The organism is Veillonella denticariosi JCM 15641, assembly GCF_002959855.1.
Classification (GTDB): Bacteria; Bacillota; Negativicutes; order Veillonellales; family Veillonellaceae; genus Veillonella; species Veillonella denticariosi.
Genome location: NZ_PPDB01000007.1, coordinates 414,310 through 432,978, shown reverse-complemented (window position 1 = coordinate 432,978; position 18,669 = coordinate 414,310). Strand labels below are relative to the sequence as shown.

Annotated in this window: 17 protein-coding genes; 16 read left to right on the top strand and 1 reads right to left on the bottom strand. The window is 41.5% G+C overall.

The window, feature by feature from the left end:
• Positions 1-156: 156 nt before the first annotated feature.
• The 8 genes from VEHSUH05_RS07530 to VEHSUH05_RS07495 all read left to right on the top strand — a co-directional run bounded on the left by VEHSUH05_RS07530 (position 157) and on the right by VEHSUH05_RS07495 (position 7,770).
• Positions 157-573 (top strand): DoxX family protein, encoded by a 417-nt coding sequence (locus VEHSUH05_RS07530; RefSeq protein ID WP_105091218.1) that lies wholly within the window; start codon positions 157-159, stop codon positions 571-573.
• A 59-nt stretch (positions 574-632) separates the two neighbouring features.
• Complete coding sequence (locus VEHSUH05_RS07525; RefSeq protein ID WP_038115246.1) at positions 633-1,889, top strand: diaminopimelate decarboxylase family protein; 1,257 nt, start codon at positions 633-635, stop codon at positions 1,887-1,889.
• Positions 1,890-2,188: 299 nt separating this feature from the next.
• Positions 2,189-2,932, top strand: a complete 744-nt coding sequence (gene sufC / locus VEHSUH05_RS07520) for a Fe-S cluster assembly ATPase SufC (protein WP_038115244.1) — start codon at positions 2,189-2,191, stop codon at positions 2,930-2,932.
• 8 nt (positions 2,933-2,940) lie between these two features.
• Positions 2,941-4,350: a Fe-S cluster assembly protein SufB gene (sufB, locus tag VEHSUH05_RS07515; RefSeq protein ID WP_038115241.1), complete on the top strand. Its 1,410-nt coding sequence runs from the start codon at positions 2,941-2,943 to the stop codon at positions 4,348-4,350.
• Between the two features lie 9 nt (positions 4,351-4,359).
• Positions 4,360-5,406, top strand: a complete 1,047-nt coding sequence (locus tag VEHSUH05_RS07510) for a SufB/SufD family protein (protein WP_054673521.1) — start codon at positions 4,360-4,362, stop codon at positions 5,404-5,406.
• A gap of 11 nt (positions 5,407-5,417) precedes the next feature.
• Positions 5,418-6,647 carry a SufS family cysteine desulfurase gene (locus tag VEHSUH05_RS07505; RefSeq protein ID WP_038115236.1) on the top strand — a complete coding sequence of 410 codons (1,230 nt, stop codon included), beginning with the start codon at positions 5,418-5,420 and terminating at the stop codon, positions 6,645-6,647.
• Positions 6,648-6,659: 12 nt separating this feature from the next.
• The gene (gene sufU, locus VEHSUH05_RS07500) at positions 6,660-7,085 is read left to right on the top strand and encodes a Fe-S cluster assembly sulfur transfer protein SufU (RefSeq protein WP_038115234.1); all 426 of its coding nucleotides are present in this window, start codon (positions 6,660-6,662) and stop codon (positions 7,083-7,085) included.
• 1 nt (position 7,086) lies between these two features.
• A complete protein-coding gene (locus VEHSUH05_RS07495) occupies positions 7,087-7,770 on the top strand; it encodes an HAD hydrolase-like protein (RefSeq protein WP_054673514.1) in 684 nt (227 codons plus the stop codon).
• Positions 7,771-7,833: 63 nt separating this feature from the next.
• On the opposite strand, the gene VEHSUH05_RS07490 is transcribed toward VEHSUH05_RS07495, so the two are convergent.
• Positions 7,834-8,340 carry an S-adenosylmethionine decarboxylase family protein gene (locus VEHSUH05_RS07490; protein ID WP_054673511.1) on the bottom strand — a complete coding sequence of 169 codons (507 nt, stop codon included), beginning with the start codon at positions 8,338-8,340 and terminating at the stop codon, positions 7,834-7,836.
• Between the two features lie 165 nt (positions 8,341-8,505).
• On the opposite strand from VEHSUH05_RS07490, the gene VEHSUH05_RS07485 reads away from it, so the two are divergent.
• From VEHSUH05_RS07485 to gltX, 8 genes are all read left to right on the top strand, one after another.
• The gene (locus VEHSUH05_RS07485; protein WP_054673509.1) at positions 8,506-8,985 is read left to right on the top strand and encodes a CtsR family transcriptional regulator; all 480 of its coding nucleotides are present in this window, start codon (positions 8,506-8,508) and stop codon (positions 8,983-8,985) included.
• A 6-nt stretch (positions 8,986-8,991) separates the two neighbouring features.
• On the top strand, positions 8,992-9,531 hold the full coding sequence (locus tag VEHSUH05_RS07480) for a UvrB/UvrC motif-containing protein (RefSeq protein WP_105091217.1): 540 nt from the start codon (positions 8,992-8,994) through the stop codon (positions 9,529-9,531).
• 11 nt (positions 9,532-9,542) lie between these two features.
• Entirely contained in the window at positions 9,543-10,604 is a 1,062-nt protein-coding gene (locus VEHSUH05_RS07475; RefSeq protein WP_105091216.1) for a protein arginine kinase, read from the top strand.
• Between the two features lie 208 nt (positions 10,605-10,812).
• Positions 10,813-13,260, top strand: a complete 2,448-nt coding sequence (locus tag VEHSUH05_RS07470; protein WP_105091215.1) for an ATP-dependent Clp protease ATP-binding subunit — start codon at positions 10,813-10,815, stop codon at positions 13,258-13,260.
• Positions 13,261-13,435: 175 nt separating this feature from the next.
• Entirely contained in the window at positions 13,436-14,809 is a 1,374-nt protein-coding gene (radA, locus tag VEHSUH05_RS07465) for a DNA repair protein RadA (RefSeq protein WP_105091214.1), read from the top strand.
• A 15-nt stretch (positions 14,810-14,824) separates the two neighbouring features.
• Positions 14,825-15,976 (top strand): PIN/TRAM domain-containing protein, encoded by a 1,152-nt coding sequence (locus tag VEHSUH05_RS07460; protein ID WP_105091213.1) that lies wholly within the window; start codon positions 14,825-14,827, stop codon positions 15,974-15,976.
• Positions 15,960-17,138: a 2-C-methyl-D-erythritol 4-phosphate cytidylyltransferase gene (gene ispD, locus VEHSUH05_RS07455; RefSeq protein WP_105091212.1), complete on the top strand. Its 1,179-nt coding sequence runs from the start codon at positions 15,960-15,962 to the stop codon at positions 17,136-17,138. The genes VEHSUH05_RS07460 and ispD overlap by 17 nt, the downstream gene beginning before the upstream one ends.
• Positions 17,138-18,607, top strand: a complete 1,470-nt coding sequence (gene gltX / locus VEHSUH05_RS07450; protein ID WP_084214610.1) for a glutamate--tRNA ligase — start codon at positions 17,138-17,140, stop codon at positions 18,605-18,607. The genes ispD and gltX overlap by 1 nt, the downstream gene beginning before the upstream one ends.
• The last annotated feature ends 62 nt before the right edge of the window (positions 18,608-18,669 follow it).

Here is an 18,669-nt window from a genome sequence, read left to right as displayed (position 1 = left end):
TGCGTTAATAATTAACATCGATAAAATTGATTTTGAAAGGTTAGTATGTTATAATTCTATAGAATTTTATATGAGTCTTGTTTGACAAGTAGCACTATTTTAATATATACTTTGTATATTGAAATTTATCTATATAATAGAGAAAGAGGTGTTACTGTGTTAAACTTTATATTCAAAAGTAAACCTAATTATATTAACTTTGGCTTGTTTATCTATCGATTAGCATTGGGGATTTCCATGTTTTATCATGGCTATTTAAAATGGCTTAACGGCTCTCAAGGATTATACAAGGTAGGTGCCATGCTGGCTCCTTTAGGTGTATCCGGCGGCTATGAAATGCTGGGAACTGCGGCTGCACTTGCTGAAATAATTGGCGGTATTCTTATTGCGGTAGGATTATTTACACGTATTGGTGCTATTCTGCTTGTAGGCACTTTAGCAACGGCTACCATTATTAATCTGAACGGCAGTTTCTTTGGCTGGGACTATCCGTCTCAACTTGGTTTCGGAGCCATTATGTTGTTCTTTGCCGGTGCAGGTCGCTATAGTTTAGATAAAGCTTTATTTAAATAATAATTGGGATATAAAGGCTCATCATTTTGATGAGCCTTTTATTTTATAGAGAGGTTATTATGAATACGAAAACAGTTCCGTTTACAGCTGAACAGTTGGAAGCCATTATCGCTGACTATCCAACACCTTTCCACATCTATGATGAGGAAGGCATTATTAACAATATGAAATCTTTCATCCATGCATTTTCCTGGAACAAGGGGTTCAAACAGTACTTTGCCGTAAAAGCTACCCCGAATCCATATATTATGCGACTGTTGCAAAATTTGGGTGTCGGTGCGGATTGTTCCTCGTTGGCGGAGTTATTGCTGTGTGAAAAGGTGGGCATAAAGGGTCACGATATTATGTTCACATCCAACGATACGCCATATGTGGAATATAAAAAAGCATTGGAGTTAGGAGCTATTATCAATCTAGATGATATTACACATATAGAATATCTTGAAAAGAATCATGGGTCTTTACCCGACACATTTTGTGTACGCTATAATCCGGGTCCTTTGAAAGAAGGCGGTAATACAATTATCGGTCTTCCCGAGGAAGCTAAATACGGTATGACCCGTGATCAAATATTTGAGGCCTATGAGCAATTACAGGCGAAAGGTGTTAAACATTTCGGCTTACATACGATGGTTGTGTCCAATGAATTGGATATTGACGGCCTTGTAGGTACTGCGGAAATCTGCTTTAATCTTGCTGTAGACATCAAAGACAAACTTGGCATTGATGTCGAGTTTATCGATCTTGGCGGCGGTGTAGGCGTTGCGTATAAACCGGAGGACACACCTGTTGACTTTGAACGGTTAGGCCAACGTATTCATGACGCATATGACAGGATTATAAAAGGCAATGGTCTCAATGATATCGCCTTGGCATATGAATGCGGGCGCATGGTAACAGGCCCATTCGGGTACCTTGTATCTACAGCAATTCATAAGAAGGATATATATCGTCATTATATCGGGCTTGATTCCTGTATGGCCGATCTTATGCGTCCGGCATTATACGGATCATATCACCACATTACAGTCATGGGTAAGGAAAATGAACCAAAGGATCATGTATATGATGTGACAGGATCATTGTGTGAAAATAATGATAAATTTGCTATCCAACGGAAATTGCCTAAAATCGATATAGGTGATCGTATCATAATTCATGATACGGGGGCGCATGGACATTCGATGGGTTTTAACTATAATGGTAAATTGCGCTCAGCGGAATTACTCCTGCATAAAGATGGTTCTGTTACGCAAATCCGTCGTGCCGAAACATATGATGATTTATTCCGTACATTAGATTTTTCCAAGTTATAATTTAATATTGAGAATCGAATAGGATGAGAACGAATACTAATAAAAACGTATCAATATATGTAATACTTGATATTCTTTTAATTCCAGTATATTTTAGTAGGAATATCTTGCTATCATTTAGATAAGAATGTATAATGAGTGTAGATTGTTATGCACACACTTGCTAAGTTGGCGAGAAATACGGCGGTATCCACGTTAGTGCGTACCGCCTTTTTATATGTGTCATTATATATGTTTTACATAAAATAGATGTATATATCCTGTAATGGCAATATACATAATAAGAAGGAGTGAACATTTTGGCTGAATTACTTCAGGTAAAAGACTTAAAGGTATCTGTCGAAGAGAAACAGATCTTGAAGGGTATCAATTTAACAATTAATAAGGGTGAAATTCATGTCGTAATGGGGACAAATGGTGCCGGCAAGTCCACCTTGGCCAATGCTATTATGGGGAATCCTACCTATACAGTGGACGAGGGTTCTATCATTTTTGACGGTAAGGATATTACGGAAGATGCCGTAAATGATCGCGCCAAAGCAGGTATCTTTATGTCCTTTCAGAATCCTATTTCCGTTCCGGGAATTACTGTAGAAAATTTTATCCGTACAGCTAAATCCACAATTACAGGTGAGAACGTACGGGCGTTGGCGTTCAAAAAAGAGCTGAAAACCAAGATGGATGAATTATCTTTTGATACATCTTATGCACAACGTTATGTAAATGAAGGGTTTTCCGGCGGTGAACGCAAGAAGAATGAAATCCTTCAAATGTCCATTTTGAATCCTAAATTGGCGATTCTTGATGAAACCGATTCCGGTCTTGACGTAGATGCGGTTCGTATCGTATCTGAAGGGGTACAGCGCTTTCACAATGAAGATAATGCTGTATTGATTATCACGCATCATAACCAAATTTTACAAAAATTGAAACCTGATTTTGTTCATGTTTTAATCAACGGTAAAATCGTTAAAACCGGGGATGCTTCTCTCGTGCGTGAAATCGAAGAAAAAGGTTATGACGCATACAAATCATTAGCATAGGAGGCACTATGGAACAAAGAAAGAAAACCCAAGTGGCGGATATGGACCGCGGTGTCTACGATATAAAGAATGACTTTGAATATTCTTATATTTCGGATACCGGTTTGACGGAAGATATCATCCGGGAAATTTGGGCCAATAAAAATGAACCTGAATGGATGCTCGAATTCCGTTTGAAGTCCCTGGAGATTTATAATCGCATGGGAATTCCTAACTGGATTCCCGATATTTCCGGCTTGGATATGGCAAATATTCATACCTATGTTAAGCCGAAAGTTGATATGAAAGAAAACTGGGATGAAGTTCCGGAAGAAATTAAAAGCACATTTGACCGCTTAGGTATTCCTGAAGCGGAAAAAACATCTCTTGCAGGTGTAGGTGCTCAGTATGACTCAGAGGTTGTATACCACAGTATTCAAGAAGATCTTGTTAAACAGGGGGTTATATATACCGATATTGAAACGGCTCTTCATGAACATGAAGAAATCGTAAAAAAATACTGGATGACCTTGATTCCTCCTACGGACCATAAATGGGCGGCCCTTCATGGCGCCGTGTGGTCAGGCGGTTCCTTCGTATACGTTCCGGCCGGCGTACAGGTAGATATTCCGTTGCAGTCCTACTTCCGTTTGAATGCGCCGGGTGCAGGTCAATTTGAGCATACGATGATCATCGTGGAGGAAGGTGCAAAGCTTCACTTTATAGAAGGTTGTTCCGCTCCTAAATATGATGTATCCAATCTTCATGCGGGCGCAGTTGAATTGTTCGTTAAGGATAATGCTACATTGCGTTATTCTACAATTGAAAACTGGTCTAAAAATATGTATAATCTCAACACGAAACGTTGTGTTGTAGGCAAAGGCGGGACAATTGAATGGGTTTCCGGTTCCTTCGGATCCAAGGTATCCTGCTTGTATCCGATGAGTATTCTAAATGGTGAAGGTGCTCATGCGGAATTTACGGGTGTAACATTTGCCGGTGAAGGACAATTCCTCGATACAGGATGTAAAGTGGTTCATAATGCACCATATACGACAAGTAATGTAAACTCTAAATCCATTTCCAAATCCGGTGGCGCTGCAATCTACCGCGGCCTTTTGAAAATCGGTCCAAAGGCGGAACATGCAAAGGCTACTGTTTCCTGCGAATCGTTAATGCTTGATGCTGAATCTCAATCGGATACAATCCCGGCTATTATCGTTGAAAACGATAATGTGGATTTAGGTCATGAAGCTAAAATCGGTCGTATTTCCGATGAGGCGATTTTCTATCTCATGACTCGCGGTATCAGTGAAGAAGAAGCTCGGGCAATGCTTGTTCGAGGCTTCGTTGAACCGATTTCCAAAGAATTGCCGCTTGAATATGCAGTTGAAATGAACAATCTAATCAACCTTGAATTAGAAGGTTCTATCGGTTAAGGAGGAATTATGAGCGAATTACTATTTAATGTACTCCCTAGACCGACATTCAGATGGTTGCGCGTCAATCATACTGTAGGATCTTTGGCGGGAGAAGACAAAGCTGTACAATCGATCGCTGTAGAGGCGAATAAAAATATACTTTCACCACTGTCAAAAGGAACACCATTGATGAATGGTTCTTATGAAGGTGCTAATCGAGAAGCGGTACAGGAACTAGTCGATAACGCGGAAGGGTATGCTATTCATATTCCTGCAAATGCTAAAGAGCTTGTGGGTATTCGTATCGATGCATCTCAACGCGTGGCGAATCGCTTTCAGTTTATCGTCGAAAACGGCGCTGAATTAGAAGTTCAATTTTATGTAACCGGTTCCGGCCATGAGTTGACAAATATTAGCTACTTGAGTGAATATGATGTAAAAGACTCCGCTAAGGTTGTAGTGAAAAAGGTGAATCTTTTACCTGAACATGTACAACATATCGAACATCGCTATACTAAATTAGAAGACCGAGCCGATGTGGAATATATCAATATCGAAATCGGCGGCAGTGAAAACTTCTTGAATTACTATCATGATTTAGTGGGACAGGAATCTCACATCGTTCACGATATTGCTTATCTTGGTAATAAAGAGCAGAAATTCGATATTGCCATGGTGATGAGCCATGGCGGCAAGAAATCTTTCAGCGATATTCATAATTTAGGTGCCCTCAGCGGTAATGCTAAAAAATCATTCCGCGGCACACTGGATTTCCTTAATGGAGCCACTGCATCTGAAGGTGCGGAAGAAGATACATGCTTATTGTTAGATCCGACTGTAAAATCGGTTTCTTTGCCGCTCTTGTTGTGTAAAGAAGATAATGTAGTTGGTAATCATGCGGCGAGTGCAGGTCAAATCGACCATAATAAATTGTTCTATCTTATGAGTCGCGGTTTTAGTGAAACTGAAGCGAAGCATATCATCGTAGAATCTATGATTCGTCCGATTATAGACCGTATTGGTGATGAAGCGATTGAAGAAGCGGCATTAGCGGCTGTACGTAATAAAATTTAAAGAGGCGTTTTATGAGACCTATTGCAGAAGCATATAAAGATTTTCCTATATTACATAAAGAGCATAATGGACACCGCGTCATTTATTTAGATAGCGGTGCGACCGCACAAATTCCACAAGTTGTAGTGGACCGTATTGTTGAACACATGACACAGCATAACGGTAACCCTCATCGCGGTTCTCATATTTTGGCTATCGAAGCATCCGAAGCTTATGAGAATGCTCGTGATCGAGTGGTGGAATTCATCAATGCCCGTGAACGGGAAGAGGTCATTTTTACCCGCAATAGTACGGAATCGATGAACTTGATTGCCCACAGTTACGGCCTTCATAATGTAAAAAAAGGTGATAAAATCATCATTACCGTTGCGGAGCATCATGCTAATCTCGTTACATGGCAATATGTGGCCGAACAGACAGGGGCTACATTGGAATATATGTATCTTGATGAAAGCGGACATTTAAAGGATGGTGAAATCGATAAGATTGATGAAACCACTAAAATCGTTGCTTTTGCGCATATAAGTAATGTGCTCGGTATGGAGTTTCCTGTGAAAGAATTGACGGAGAAAGCCCATTCGGTCGGGGCTGTTGTCGTCCTTGACGGGGCACAATCCACACCGCATAAGAAAATCGATGTACAAGCGTTAGATTGCGATTTCTTTGTATTTTCAGGACATAAGATGTGTGCCTCTCAAGGCATTGGTGTATTATACGGCAAGCGTGATCTGTTGGAAGCGATGCCTCCATTCCTTTTGGGCGGGGACATGATTGAGTATGTAAAAGAGCAGACTACGACATTTAATGAATTACCTTATAAGTTTGAAGCCGGCACACCGAATGCGGACGGCGCGGTGTCACTTCATGCCGCCATTGATTATCTTGAATCCTTCGGTATGGATGCTATCGAGGCTTATGAAGAGGAATTGGTTTCCTATATCTTACCTAAGATTGTGGAATTACCTCATGTTCATGTAATCGGATCCCAAAATCCTAAAGAAAAACACGGTGTAATTGCTTTCACCGTAGATGATGTGCATCCTCATGATGTAGCAACTATTCTGGATTCAAAGGGAATTTGCGTACGTTCCGGTCATCATTGTGCACAACCTTTGGGCGCATTCTATAACGTGTCCGCATCCACACGGCTAAGTATGTACTTGTATACGCGTAAGGAAGATTTGGATGCTTTCCTTGACGTATTGAAGACTGTTCGTTCAGTCATGGGCTTTAAAGATTAGGAGAAGCGATCAATGGAAATGGATCAACTCTATACGGAACTTATTTTGGAACATAATCAGGATAAGCGTAATAAACGTGAATTATCTAAATTTACAACATCCGAGCATGGGCATAACCCAAGTTGCGGTGATGATTTAACACTGCAGATCAATGTAGAGGATGGCATCATTAAAGATGCGGCCTATACGGGCTCCGGTTGTGCAATCAGTCAGGCTTCCGCATCAATGATGATTGATATTATCAAAGGTAAATCTGTAGAGGAAGCATTACGGTTGGTAGAAATTTTCTTGGGCATGATAAAAAAAGAAGTGACCGATGAAAATGAGTTGGAAGAATTAGAAGATGCGATGGCATTGCAAAATATTTCTAATATGCCGGCACGCGTTAAATGTGCTGTTCTTGCATGGCATACATTAAAAGAGGCTCTGAAGAAATAATATGAAGAAGACGATATTGTTTGATTTAGATGGGACATTGACGGACTCTCAGGAAGGGATTCTAACAAGTGTCAAATTTGCATTAAACCATTTCGGTTATCCGATCCCGGATGAGCAAACATTACTTCTGTTTTTGGGACCGCCGTTGGTAGATTCTTTTCAGGAACATTGTGGACTAACTTATGAGCAGGCTGAAGAAACATATAAGAAGTTTCGTGAACGCTATGGTACAATTGGTAAGTTTGAAAATAAGGTGTATCCCAATATTGTAGATTTGCTTGCTAAATGTCAGGCGGAACAATATACCATCGTTCTGGCTACGGCAAAACCGGAACATTTTGCAAAAGAGATATTAGATCATTTTGAATTAACACCTTACTTTGATGTGATTGTCGGTGCTGATTACGAATCCGGTTTATTGCATAAGAAAGAGATTCTCGAAAAGGCTCTTGCTCTTTGCGGTAATCCGCTAACAGATACAAATGGTCGTCGACTGGTGTTCATGGTAGGTGATAGAAAATACGATATTGAAGCAGCTAATGAATTTGGTTGTATTTCTATCGGTGTCACTTACGGTTACGGTACGGAAACGGAACTGAAAGAAGCAGATGCGGAATATCTCTGTGATGATGTAGATGAAATCGCGCAAGTACTTGATCTGGAAGAGATGCTTGTGCGTAGATAAGTAAAAAGAAAAGAGATTGTTACCTTTTGGGTAGCAATCTCTTTTTGTATATTGAAACGATATTTATTTATGTAATCCGCTTTTCTTGGCGATGGTTTTTATCATCTTAGCGCTTTGTTTTTTTAGCTTTCCGCCGGTTTGCTTTAATTGAATACGCGTGCGTGATACTCGGCCCAGGGTGGTGATTTTGGTTTTCCGACGAGGTTTCATATCTCGTTCGTTGCCGAAATCTCCGCGTTGCACACTGGTCGCCTTGACCTTTTCCGCTCTGAAAGATTTACGCAATGCCTTCATGATCAGCGTGAGTGGCAAAGATTGTTCAAATGAATATAAATCTACGGCTACATAGCCCAATGCAGGATAGGTATGCAAGGTAAAATGAAAATTAGGTGCCACAGAAAGAAGGGCAATTTCTTCATCCATAACCTGACAACTGATTTCATCCACATCGATATCCGCCAGATCAAATGCGCTGGCTACGCTTTCCTGTACAGAGGTTGCTGATGAGATTGCATCTTCATCACAGGAATATAAATCAATTAATAGTTCTTGTCCTAATGCTTCTGCCATGGTACACCTTCTTTCAAAATATATCTCATATATTATACATATTATTTCTGTATAAGTCTATTTAATATAGAAGGTCAAAAAATATCTGACCTTTATTGACAAAGGTCAAATAGTCAAATATAATAGAGTTATCATAAAGAGCAAAAGGACAAAGAGGTGTTATAAATGAGTATGATAGCTGATAAAATAGAAAAATTTATATTGGAAAAAATGAGACAGGAACAAGAAAAGCTGATTTTAAAACGAAATGAGTTGGCCGATGAACTGAATTGCGCACCATCTCAGATCAGTTATGTGTTGAGTACCCGATTTTCCAATGAACGAGGCTTCGATGTCGAATCGAGACGCGGTTTAGGCGGTTACATACGCATCACAAAACTAAATCAGAACCAATCGGATTCGTTGCCGGCCGTAACGACATATCGTATCTATGAAGGTCCTAATACAGTGGAACGCTTGATCGATATACGCGATGTAGATCAGTCTTTGTTTCAATTACTTCAGGCGAATAAGATTACGAATCGAGAAGCGCAGATTATGCATAATTCCTTTGCCACATTGATTGAGCATGTGGATATTGAAAATAGAAATGAAGCAATTCGTCAATTGTACGCCACCATGGTGGACGCATTGCGGAAGGAGTGATGATCTATGTTATGCGATCATTGTAAAAAAAATGAAGCTACTGTTCATATGACAAATATCATAAATAATAAAAAAACAGAACAGCATTTATGCAGTTCGTGTGCTAATGAGTTACAACAGGAAGGTAAATTATCTCCATATAGCTCGTTTATGAATGATATGTGGGATAACAGTTTCTTTACGAATGATTTCTTTAAGAATATGGTATATCCTGACAATTTGTTGAAATCACATCAGTCAAAGCGCTGTCCTCAATGCGGTATTACATATGATGAATTCAATCACGTCGGTAAATTCGGCTGTGGGCAATGTTATGACACGTTTAGTGATGAAATTGAACCGTTGTTACGACGTCTGCAGGGCAGTTCCGATTATGAGGGATTCGTGCCTAGTCGGGGGACAAATGTATTCAAGGCTAAACATGAAGTTAAGCGATTGCGTCCCCAACTGGATAATGCAGTGCAAGCGGAAAACTTCGAAGAAGCAGCCGTATTGCGGGATAAAATTAAAAATTTGGAAAACATTATTGATGGACATAAGGAATAAGGAAAGACATTATGATAGATACTATATTAGACTCTCCGTTAAGTCAATGGTTACGTCATGATTCTAAGGAGTCGGATCATATCGTTATATCCAGCCGGATTAGGTTTGCGAGAAATTTTGACGGCTTATTATTTACAAATCGCAACGACCAAGTATCTTTAGAAAAGGTTAATGCCATTTCACGCGGTTTGTTACAGCCTTTGAAAGATGCCGATGGACATCAATATTCCAATATCAGCCTTGAACAGTTGAGTCAGTATGAGCGAGCTGTGCTGGTTGAAAAGCATTTAATGAGTCCCGCTTTAGAAGAAAAGTTACCCTATCGTAGCTTAGTAGTTTCCGATGATGCTTCTATCGTTATTATGGTTAATGAGGAAGATCACTTACGGATTCAATCTATGGCTCCGGGCTTGAGTTTACAACAGGCTTATGATCATGCTGTACAAATCGATAAAGCCATCGAGGCAAAACATCCCTATGCGTTTGATGAACGTTTCGGTTACTTGACGGCGTGTCCTACGAACGTGGGGACCGGCTTACGGGCTTCCGTTATGCTGCATTTACCGGCGTTAACCATGTCCGGACGTATTACGCGTCTTGTGCGAAGTATCGTTCAGTTGGGGTACTCCGTACGAGGCCTTTATGGTGAAGGTTCCGATGCATTAGGTAATATCTACCAGATTTCTAATCAACGTACGATGGGGATCAGTGAAGAATCCACTATTGAACAGCTTTTAAAAATTGTGGAGGGGATCATTGCGGAAGAACGTAAATCCCGTCAAGCGCTGATACATAATGATAAAGAATCCTTAGAGGATGTGCTATGGCGTTCATATGGCGTTCTGCAATATGCGCGACGGGTCAGCGGTAAGGAGGCTTTAACCAAGCTCAGCGATATTCAATTAGGTGTCGATTTAGGCATTCTACCTGATTGGGGGAACGATACGTTTAATGAATTAGTAGCGATTACACGTCCCAATTTTCTCTGTAAATATGCGGGCAGTGAAGAATTAAGTGATTTAGAACGTGATAGTTACCGGGCTAAGGTGATTAGACAGAAACTTTCACAATAATAAAATGTATGGAAATAATATAAATGACGTACAGAATAATATAATATACAGAATAATTTGTATATCGATGATGTTCATCGATGTTCATCGTTAACATTATCGTTTCTATAGATGTATGCCGAATAGGCATGAGAAATCTCCATTAAGTTTGGGATGATACATTTATAAAGAGAATGTTAGATTAAAAATGATTGATGAGGTGATATTTATGATGCAACGTTTTACGGATGATGCACAACGGGTTCTTTCCTTCGCTCAGGAAGCAGCCTTGGAATTAGGCCACGATTATGTGGGAACAGAACATATACTCGTAGGCCTTACGAAGGTGAAAAACGGTGTTGCCGCAAAAGCGCTTAACGATTTAGGTGTAACGACGGAGGATGTACTTGAAGACGTAGTCGAACAAGTGGGACGCGGAAATAAAGAGCCTAATTCCGTATATATGACACCTCGTGTTAAACATGTGTTGGAACTTGCCATTGAAGTGGCGAATCGCATGAATCATAACTATGTTGGGACGGAACATATTCTGTTGGGTTTACTCAGCGATGGCGGCGGTGTAGGTATCGCCATCCTGCGGGATATGAATATCCGTAACAATGATGTGGTTGATGCTATTCGCAAAATTCTCGGCTCTTCACAAAACGGTGAACCGGGTGGTCAAGATGGATCTAATAGTAATGGTCAACTTGGTGATTTAGCCGATTTTGCCACAGATCTTAATGAGTCGGCAAAACAAGGTAAAATCGATCCTGTTATCGGACGTGATAAAGAAATTCAACGTGTCATTCAAATTCTTAGTCGCAGAACCAAAAATAACCCTGTCCTTATCGGTGAACCGGGCGTAGGTAAAACGGCGATTGCTGAAGGGTTGGCACAACGTATCGTGAATGGTAATGTGCCTGAAATTTTGCGTAATAAACGGATCATTTCTCTTAGTATCAGTGCCATGCTCGCAGGCGCAAAATACCGAGGTGAATTTGAAGAACGGTTGAAAAAGGCTATCGATGAGGTCCAAAAACATGATGACATGATTGTCTTCATCGATGAAATTCATACCTTGGTCGGTGCCGGTGCAAGTGAAGGCGCTATGGATGCGGCGAATATTTTAAAGCCGGCCTTGGCACGAGGTGAGTTCCAGGTTATCGGTGCCACAACGCTCGATGAATATAAGAAACATATTGAAAAGGATGCGGCTTTAGAACGTCGTTTCCAACCTGTTCAGGTGGGAGAACCGTCTGAAGAGGATGCTTTGGAAATCTTAAAGGGTTTACGGGATCGCTATGAAGCATTCCATAAGGCTAAGATTACCGATGAAGCTTTGGAAGCAGCCGTTACATTATCGAGTCGATATATTACGGATCGTTTCTTACCGGATAAAGCCATTGATGTGGTTGATGAAGCGGCATCCAAGGTGCGTATGAAGGTATTCTCCGCGGCTCCTGATGTCAAGGCTTTGGAAGATCAGCTTAACAATGTAAAGAAGGAAAAAGAAGCGGCTGTAACGGCGCAGGATTTTGAAAAGGCTGCCAAGCTTCGCGATGAAGAACAACGCATTGCAAAGGAAATCGATGATAAGAAATCGGAAGCTAAAGAGACGAGCGACAAGAAACTAGTTGTTACAGAAGAAGATATTGCGGCTGTAGTAGCGCAATGGACGGGTATTCCCGTTTCAAAAATTGCGGAAGAAGAGTCGCAAACCTTACTTCATTTGGAGGATGAACTTCATAAACGCGTTGTGGGTCAGAACGATGCGGTTACAGCTGTAGCTAAGGCTGTACGTCGTGCGAGAGCGGGTCTCAAAGATTCGAAACGTCCTATCGGTTCCTTCTTATTCTTAGGTCCTACGGGCGTTGGTAAAACCGAATTGGCGAGGGCTTTGGCGGCGTCGTTATTCGGGGATGAATCAGCCATGATTCGACTTGATATGTCAGAATATATGGAAAAACATACCGTATCGCGCTTAGTCGGTGCGCCTCCGGGATATGTGGGATATGAAGAAGGCGGTCAATTGACTGATGCCGTCCGTCGTAAACCATATAGTGTCATCTTGCTCGATGAAGTAGAAAAAGCTCATGCGGACTTTTTCAATATCTTGTTACAGGTTCTTGATGACGGTCGACTTACAGATAGTCAAGGTCGTACAGTAGACTTTAGAAATACCGTTATCATCATGACAAGTAACTTGGGGGCTAAAGCGTTACAGAAGGATTCTCCGGAATTGGGATTCTTGGCGGCAAAGAAAACGGATGCCGTGGTAAATGAAAAGAAACCGATTGACTTTGAGGAAGCTAAGAAGGCTGTTCTAGATGCGGTAAAACGTCATTTCAGACCGGAATTCCTGAATCGTATCGATGAAATGATTGTATTCCATCCATTGACAGAATCCGATTTGGAACACATTGTTACGATTTTGATGAGCAGTGTTATAAAACGTCTGGAAGAACGCGATTTACATTTGGATATTACACCGGAAGCGATGAAATTACTCGTGAAAGAAGGTTCCGATTTCGCTATGGGTGCCCGTCCTTTGAAACGTGCTATTCAACGTTTGATTGAGGATCCTGTATCCGACCTTATCTTGAAAGGTGAAGCTGTGGAAGGTACGACCATCAAGGCTGATGCGAAAGGTGACGAACTTCTTGTGACTGTGTAATATAATTCAATAGATTATGCGGTTATTTATAAGCTTTCATATAAAATATAGAGCTTAAATGGTATACTATTAGATGATAATAGTTGACCACTTGTAGTAAAATTATGCACAAAGGTCATGAATGATTATCATTCATGACCTTTTTTATATCTATCGTGAAAGTATTTGAGGGGTTATGGCAAAAGCAAAATCTGTATTTTTCTGTCAAAATTGCGGGGCCGAATCGTCAAAATGGATGGGACGATGTCCGCAATGCGGTGAATGGAATACTCTGGTTGAGGAAATTGTAAAAGAAACGAAGCATAGTCGTACGCCGGGTCGCAGTATCGGACAGCAGTCCGTAAAACCGACGGCATTACCGGATATCGAGCTATCCTCCATTGTACGCATATCGACGACCTTTTCTGAAATTGACCGCGTTTTAGGGGGCGGCATAGTACCGGGTGCATTGATGCTGCTCGGTGGAGATCCGGGTATCGGTAAATCGACTTTACTTTTACAGGTATCGCAACAAATTGCCGATACGGTGGGAACCGTTCTGTATGCATCGGGTGAAGAATCGCAATTACAGCTAAAATTACGTGCCGAGAGATTACATATCAACAGTGAACGATTACAGGTCATAGCGGATACGGATTTGGATTATATTCTGGATCAAGCGGATTCATTGATGCCGTCATTACTTGTTATCGATTCTATTCAGACAATGTATACTGCGGATATTGATGCTGCACCCGGCAGTGTCAGTCAGGTGCGCGAATGCACGTCACGCTTACTCAGGTTCTGTAAAGAACGCAACATTCCGACGGTTATCATCGGACATGTAACAAAGGATGGAAATATTGCGGGACCTCGAATGCTGGAGCATATGGTTGACGTAGTACTTTACTTTGAAGGCGAACGATCGTATCAATTCAGAATTTTGAGATCCATTAAAAATCGTTTCGGTTCCACATCCGAAACGGGAATCTTTGCGATGGTGGAGGAAGGTTTACAGGAATTATCCAATCCATCTGCCTCTTTACTGGCGGAGCGCTCCGATGAAGAAAGCGGCAGTGCCGTTATGATTTATCTTGAAGGGGTTCGACCGATTTTAGTGGAGGTGCAAAGTTTAGTGGTGACTACCGCATTCGGTATGCCGCGAAGGACGGCTATCGGCTATGATTTAAATCGACTCATCGTATTGCTGGCGGTCCTTGAAAAACGTTGCGGTTTTACACTTGGTAATAAAGATGTATATGTAAATGTCATCGGAGGTCTCAAGGTAAATGAACCGGCCTGTGACTTATCTATGGCTGTGGCGATTGTGTCTAATTTAAAAAATCGCATTGTACCGACAGATATGGTTATACTCGGTGAAGTAGGTCTGACCGGCAATGTTAGAAGCATACCGCGCATTGAACAGCGCATCAATGAGGCGAAGAAATTAGGCTTTACTAAGTTTATTATTCCTGACGGTAATTATAAACAGATCAAGGATAATGATAAATCCATTCAGATTCGCGGCGTCAAATCTATCACAGAAGCGATGCAGCTGGTATTTTCTTAATTAGGAGGTGATTTGATGATTTATCGCATTTTACGTTATGTTATTGCCATTCTTGTGGGCACGGCCGCCTACGTCGGAATGGACACATTAGCACCGATTATCGATCCGTATTTGGTATCACAATTCGAGACTTTTGGGGATATGTCATTGACCGTTGCTCGGCTTGGAGTTCTGATTTTCGGTACGGTGCTAGGTGTAATTATTGGGTATTTAGTTTCATCATTTATTTTGAAGCAGGGTTTAGTTGTTTCTAAACGTTTGGAACGGGTTCTTTCACACATTCCGAACCAAGAATTAATTGCGGGCACCATCGGTTTATTATTCGGTCTTATTATTGCAAATTTAATCGGTGTCGCATTTAATCAGGTGCCTATAATCGGACCTTATATTCCAATCATTTTGAGTGCCATTTTCGGGTATAGCGGACTTAAAATTATGGCTCGTAAGGGGCCTGAAATTTATCTGAACTATGTACAGCAGTGGCGCGAGGATGGGACGAAGAAACCGGGGCGCTTTAAAATGTTTTCCAATCATAAGAATGATAAATCTGAAAGTACGCCAAAATTATTAGATACATCCGTAATTATTGATGGCCGTATCAAGGAATTGTGCGGAACCGGCTTTATTGAAGGCCCTCTTGTGGTACCTCTTTTTGTATTGAATGAATTACAAATTATTTCGGATTCCGCCGATGCTACAAAGCGCAATCGAGGTCGTCGCGGTCTTGATATTTTAAAGGAGATGCAGGATGCTAACAATGTAGCGATTGAGGTTGTCGAAGACGATTACGATGATTTAACCGAGGTGGATTCTAAATTGATGCGTCTCGCCCTTGATAAGCAGTGGAAATTGATGACTAACGATTTCAACCTCAATAAGGTGGCCCGTGTTCAAGGTATTACGGTCTTGAATCTTAATGAATTGGCGAATGTACTAAAGCCGGCTCTTATTGCGGGTGAATGGATTCGCGTTCAGATTATGAAAGAGGGTAAGGAGATTCATCAAGGTGTGGCCTATCTCGATGATGGTACGATGATTGTCGTTGAGGATGGCAGACCGTACGTAGGTCAGTCTGTGGAGGTCATGGTTACATCGATTTTACAGACGAGTGCGGGTCGTATGATTTTTGCTCGTGTCGACGGGGGACAACATGGACAAGGAGATTAGCTGTATCGTTCTAGCCGCCGGTGCAGGTCGGCGTATGGTATATAAGGAGAATAAAATATTTATCCCTTTAGGAAACTATTCCATTATTCAACGTACCTTACAACAGGTGGCAAGGATTAAAGGTCTTGGTGAAATTATTTTAGTGGTTGCTGACGGTGAAGAGAAGTATATGGCGAATCATATAGAATCTCTTGACATATCTGTACCTACGCGTATCGTAACGGGCGGTTCGGAGCGTCAGGATTCCGTAGGCTGTGGCCTTAAGGTCGTTTCTAATGAAAGTTCTATCATTATTGTGCATGACGGAGCCCGTCCTCTGGCGACGACAGATATGTTTGAGTCCGTTGTTGATGCCGCCCGTAAATATGGGGCCGCCACGGTAGGTGTGCCTGCTACGGATACGATTAAGCGCATCGATAATAATCATGAGGTCGTAGAAACATTGATACGCAGCGAGCTTTATCAGATACAGACGCCGCAAGGCTTTCAGAAGGAACTATTTCAGGAGGCCTACCAGAAGGCGAGCGATGATGCATTCCTTGGAACGGATGATGTGTCTCTTGTAGAATATTTAGGTAAGCCGGTACATATCGTAGATGGTGATTACTGTAATATAAAGGTGACGACCCCTAATGATATAGCTGTGGCAAAGCGGTATTTGGGGATTGAGGAGAAGTGTATGCGCGTTGGATTCGGTTATGATATTCATCAGTTAAAAGCAGGGCGTCCCTGTATATTAGGCGGTGTTCACATCGAATCGGATGTGGGACCTGATGGACATTCCGATGCGGATGTGCTCATTCATGCGTTGATGGATGCTATGCTGGGGGCTGCAGGACTTCGAGATATCGGTTATTATTTCCCGCCGGAAGATGATCAATATAAGGGGATTTCAAGTTTACTTTTACTGGGCAAAGTGAATTCCTTATTGAAAGAACGGGGGTTTGAAGCCTATAATATAGATATTATGGTTATTTCTGAAACACCGAAATTAAAGCCTCATATCGATGATATGAAGACAAACCTGCAATCGGTGCTGCACATACCATTAGAACGCATTAGTATTAAAGCGACAACCAATGAGATGTTAGGGGCTATAGGTCGCCGTGAAGGCATTGCCGCTCAGGCTGTCGTTTCTGTATATGAAGGAGAGGTTTTATAATGAGTTCCATGAAAGTTCGTTTTGCTCCAAGTCCTACGGGGCCGTTTCATATCGGTGGCGCCCGTTCCGCATTGTTTAACTGGCTATTGGCACGTAAGGAAAAAGGGACATTCGTATTGCGCATCGAAGATACGGATTTAACCCGTTCCACTCGTGAAAGTGAAGAAAATATCAAGGCTTCTTTGAAATGGCTCGGCATGGACTGGGATGAAGGAATCGATGTGGGCGGTGATAACGGTCCGTATCGTCAGACAGAACGATTAGAACTATATAAAGCGGTAACACAACGTCTACTGGATGAAGGCAAAGCTTATGAATGTTACTGCACACAGGAAGAACTTGAAGAAGTACGGCAAGAGCAGATGGCCCGTGGAGAAACACCTAAATATAACGGTCATTGTGAACATTTAGATGAAGAAACAAAGGCAAAATATATTGCGGAAGGCCGCAAACCGACGATCCGTTTGCGTGTTCCGTTGAACAAGACCTATGCCTTTGATGATATGGTACGTGGTCATGTATCCTTCGAATCCAATGGGGTGGGTGACTTTGTTATCGTTAAATCTGACGGTATTCCCGTATATAATTTTGCCGTAGTTATGGATGACCACATGATGGGGATCACCCATGTTATCCGGGCGGAGGAACATTTATCCAATACGCCTCGTCAGATGGCTATTTATGAAGCTTTAGGATGGGATATTCCCACATTCGGTCACATTTCCCTTATTCTCGGCAAGGATTATAAGAAGATGTCCAAACGTCACGGCGCTACATCGGTAGAGCAATATAAACAATTAGGCTATTTACCGGAAGCTTTGGTGAACTTTTTGGCATTGTTAGGCTGGGCTCCGGAAGGGGAAAATGAATTCTTCACGCCTGATGAGTTAATTGAAGCCTTCTCTATGGATCGGGTTGCGAAAAATCCGGCCGTATTCGATATCGACAAGTTGAACCACATCAATTTCCATTATATGAAGAACTTAACTGATGAAGAACTGTTCCATCTTTGCTTACCGCATTTAAAGGAAGTCGGACTGGCTCCTGATAGTTTAAATCAAGCGGATATAGATCATTTAACATTGTTATGCTCCACATTCCGCGATCATATCAGCTTTGGTGCACAAATCAAGGATCATGTGGGGATGTTCATGGTGGATACGGTGTTCCTTGAAGAAGGTCACGAAGAAGAATTACGTGCCGTTCTGAATGAGGAATCCGCTCCGACTGTATTGACTGCATTCCGTAATGCTTTGTCCGCATTGGATGAAATTACGCCGGATGCTGTAAAGGCAACTATCAAGGCGGTTATGAAGGAAACATCTTTAAAAGGTAAGTTTGTATTCATGCCGATTCGCGTTGCCTTAACAGGTCAAATGCATGGTCCGGATTTGAATAATATCGTAACATTACTCGGTAAAGAACGATGCTTACATCGTTTGGATTCTGCGGGGAACCTTACAAAATAATACTTAAGATAATATGATATTAAGAAGCCTCTTATGAACATATAGTTTATAAGAGGCTTTCT

Excerpts from the sequence above, each read along its gene's own strand:
- VEHSUH05_RS07525 (WP_038115246.1), top strand. The coding sequence starts at position 633 with ATGAATACGAAAACAGTTCCGTTTACAGCTGAACAGTTGGAAGCCATT.
- sufB (WP_038115241.1), top strand. The coding sequence starts at position 2,941 with ATGGAACAAAGAAAGAAAACCCAAGTGGCGGATATGGACCGCGGTGTC.
- VEHSUH05_RS07510 (WP_054673521.1), top strand. The coding sequence starts at position 4,360 with ATGAGCGAATTACTATTTAATGTACTCCCTAGACCGACATTCAGATGG.
- VEHSUH05_RS07505 (WP_038115236.1), top strand. The coding sequence starts at position 5,418 with ATGAGACCTATTGCAGAAGCATATAAAGATTTTCCTATATTACATAAA.
- sufU (WP_038115234.1), top strand. The coding sequence starts at position 6,660 with ATGGAAATGGATCAACTCTATACGGAACTTATTTTGGAACATAATCAG.
- VEHSUH05_RS07495 (WP_054673514.1), top strand. The coding sequence starts at position 7,087 with ATGAAGAAGACGATATTGTTTGATTTAGATGGGACATTGACGGACTCT.
- VEHSUH05_RS07490 (WP_054673511.1), bottom strand. The coding sequence starts at position 8,340 with ATGGCAGAAGCATTAGGACAAGAACTATTAATTGATTTATATTCCTGT.
- VEHSUH05_RS07485 (WP_054673509.1), top strand. The coding sequence starts at position 8,506 with ATGAGTATGATAGCTGATAAAATAGAAAAATTTATATTGGAAAAAATG.
- VEHSUH05_RS07480 (WP_105091217.1), top strand. The coding sequence starts at position 8,992 with ATGTTATGCGATCATTGTAAAAAAAATGAAGCTACTGTTCATATGACA.
- VEHSUH05_RS07475 (WP_105091216.1), top strand. The coding sequence starts at position 9,543 with ATGATAGATACTATATTAGACTCTCCGTTAAGTCAATGGTTACGTCAT.
- VEHSUH05_RS07470 (WP_105091215.1), top strand. The coding sequence starts at position 10,813 with ATGATGCAACGTTTTACGGATGATGCACAACGGGTTCTTTCCTTCGCT.
- radA (WP_105091214.1), top strand. The coding sequence starts at position 13,436 with ATGGCAAAAGCAAAATCTGTATTTTTCTGTCAAAATTGCGGGGCCGAA.
- VEHSUH05_RS07460 (WP_105091213.1), top strand. The coding sequence starts at position 14,825 with ATGATTTATCGCATTTTACGTTATGTTATTGCCATTCTTGTGGGCACG.
- ispD (WP_105091212.1), top strand. The coding sequence starts at position 15,960 with ATGGACAAGGAGATTAGCTGTATCGTTCTAGCCGCCGGTGCAGGTCGG.
- gltX (WP_084214610.1), top strand. The coding sequence starts at position 17,138 with ATGAGTTCCATGAAAGTTCGTTTTGCTCCAAGTCCTACGGGGCCGTTT.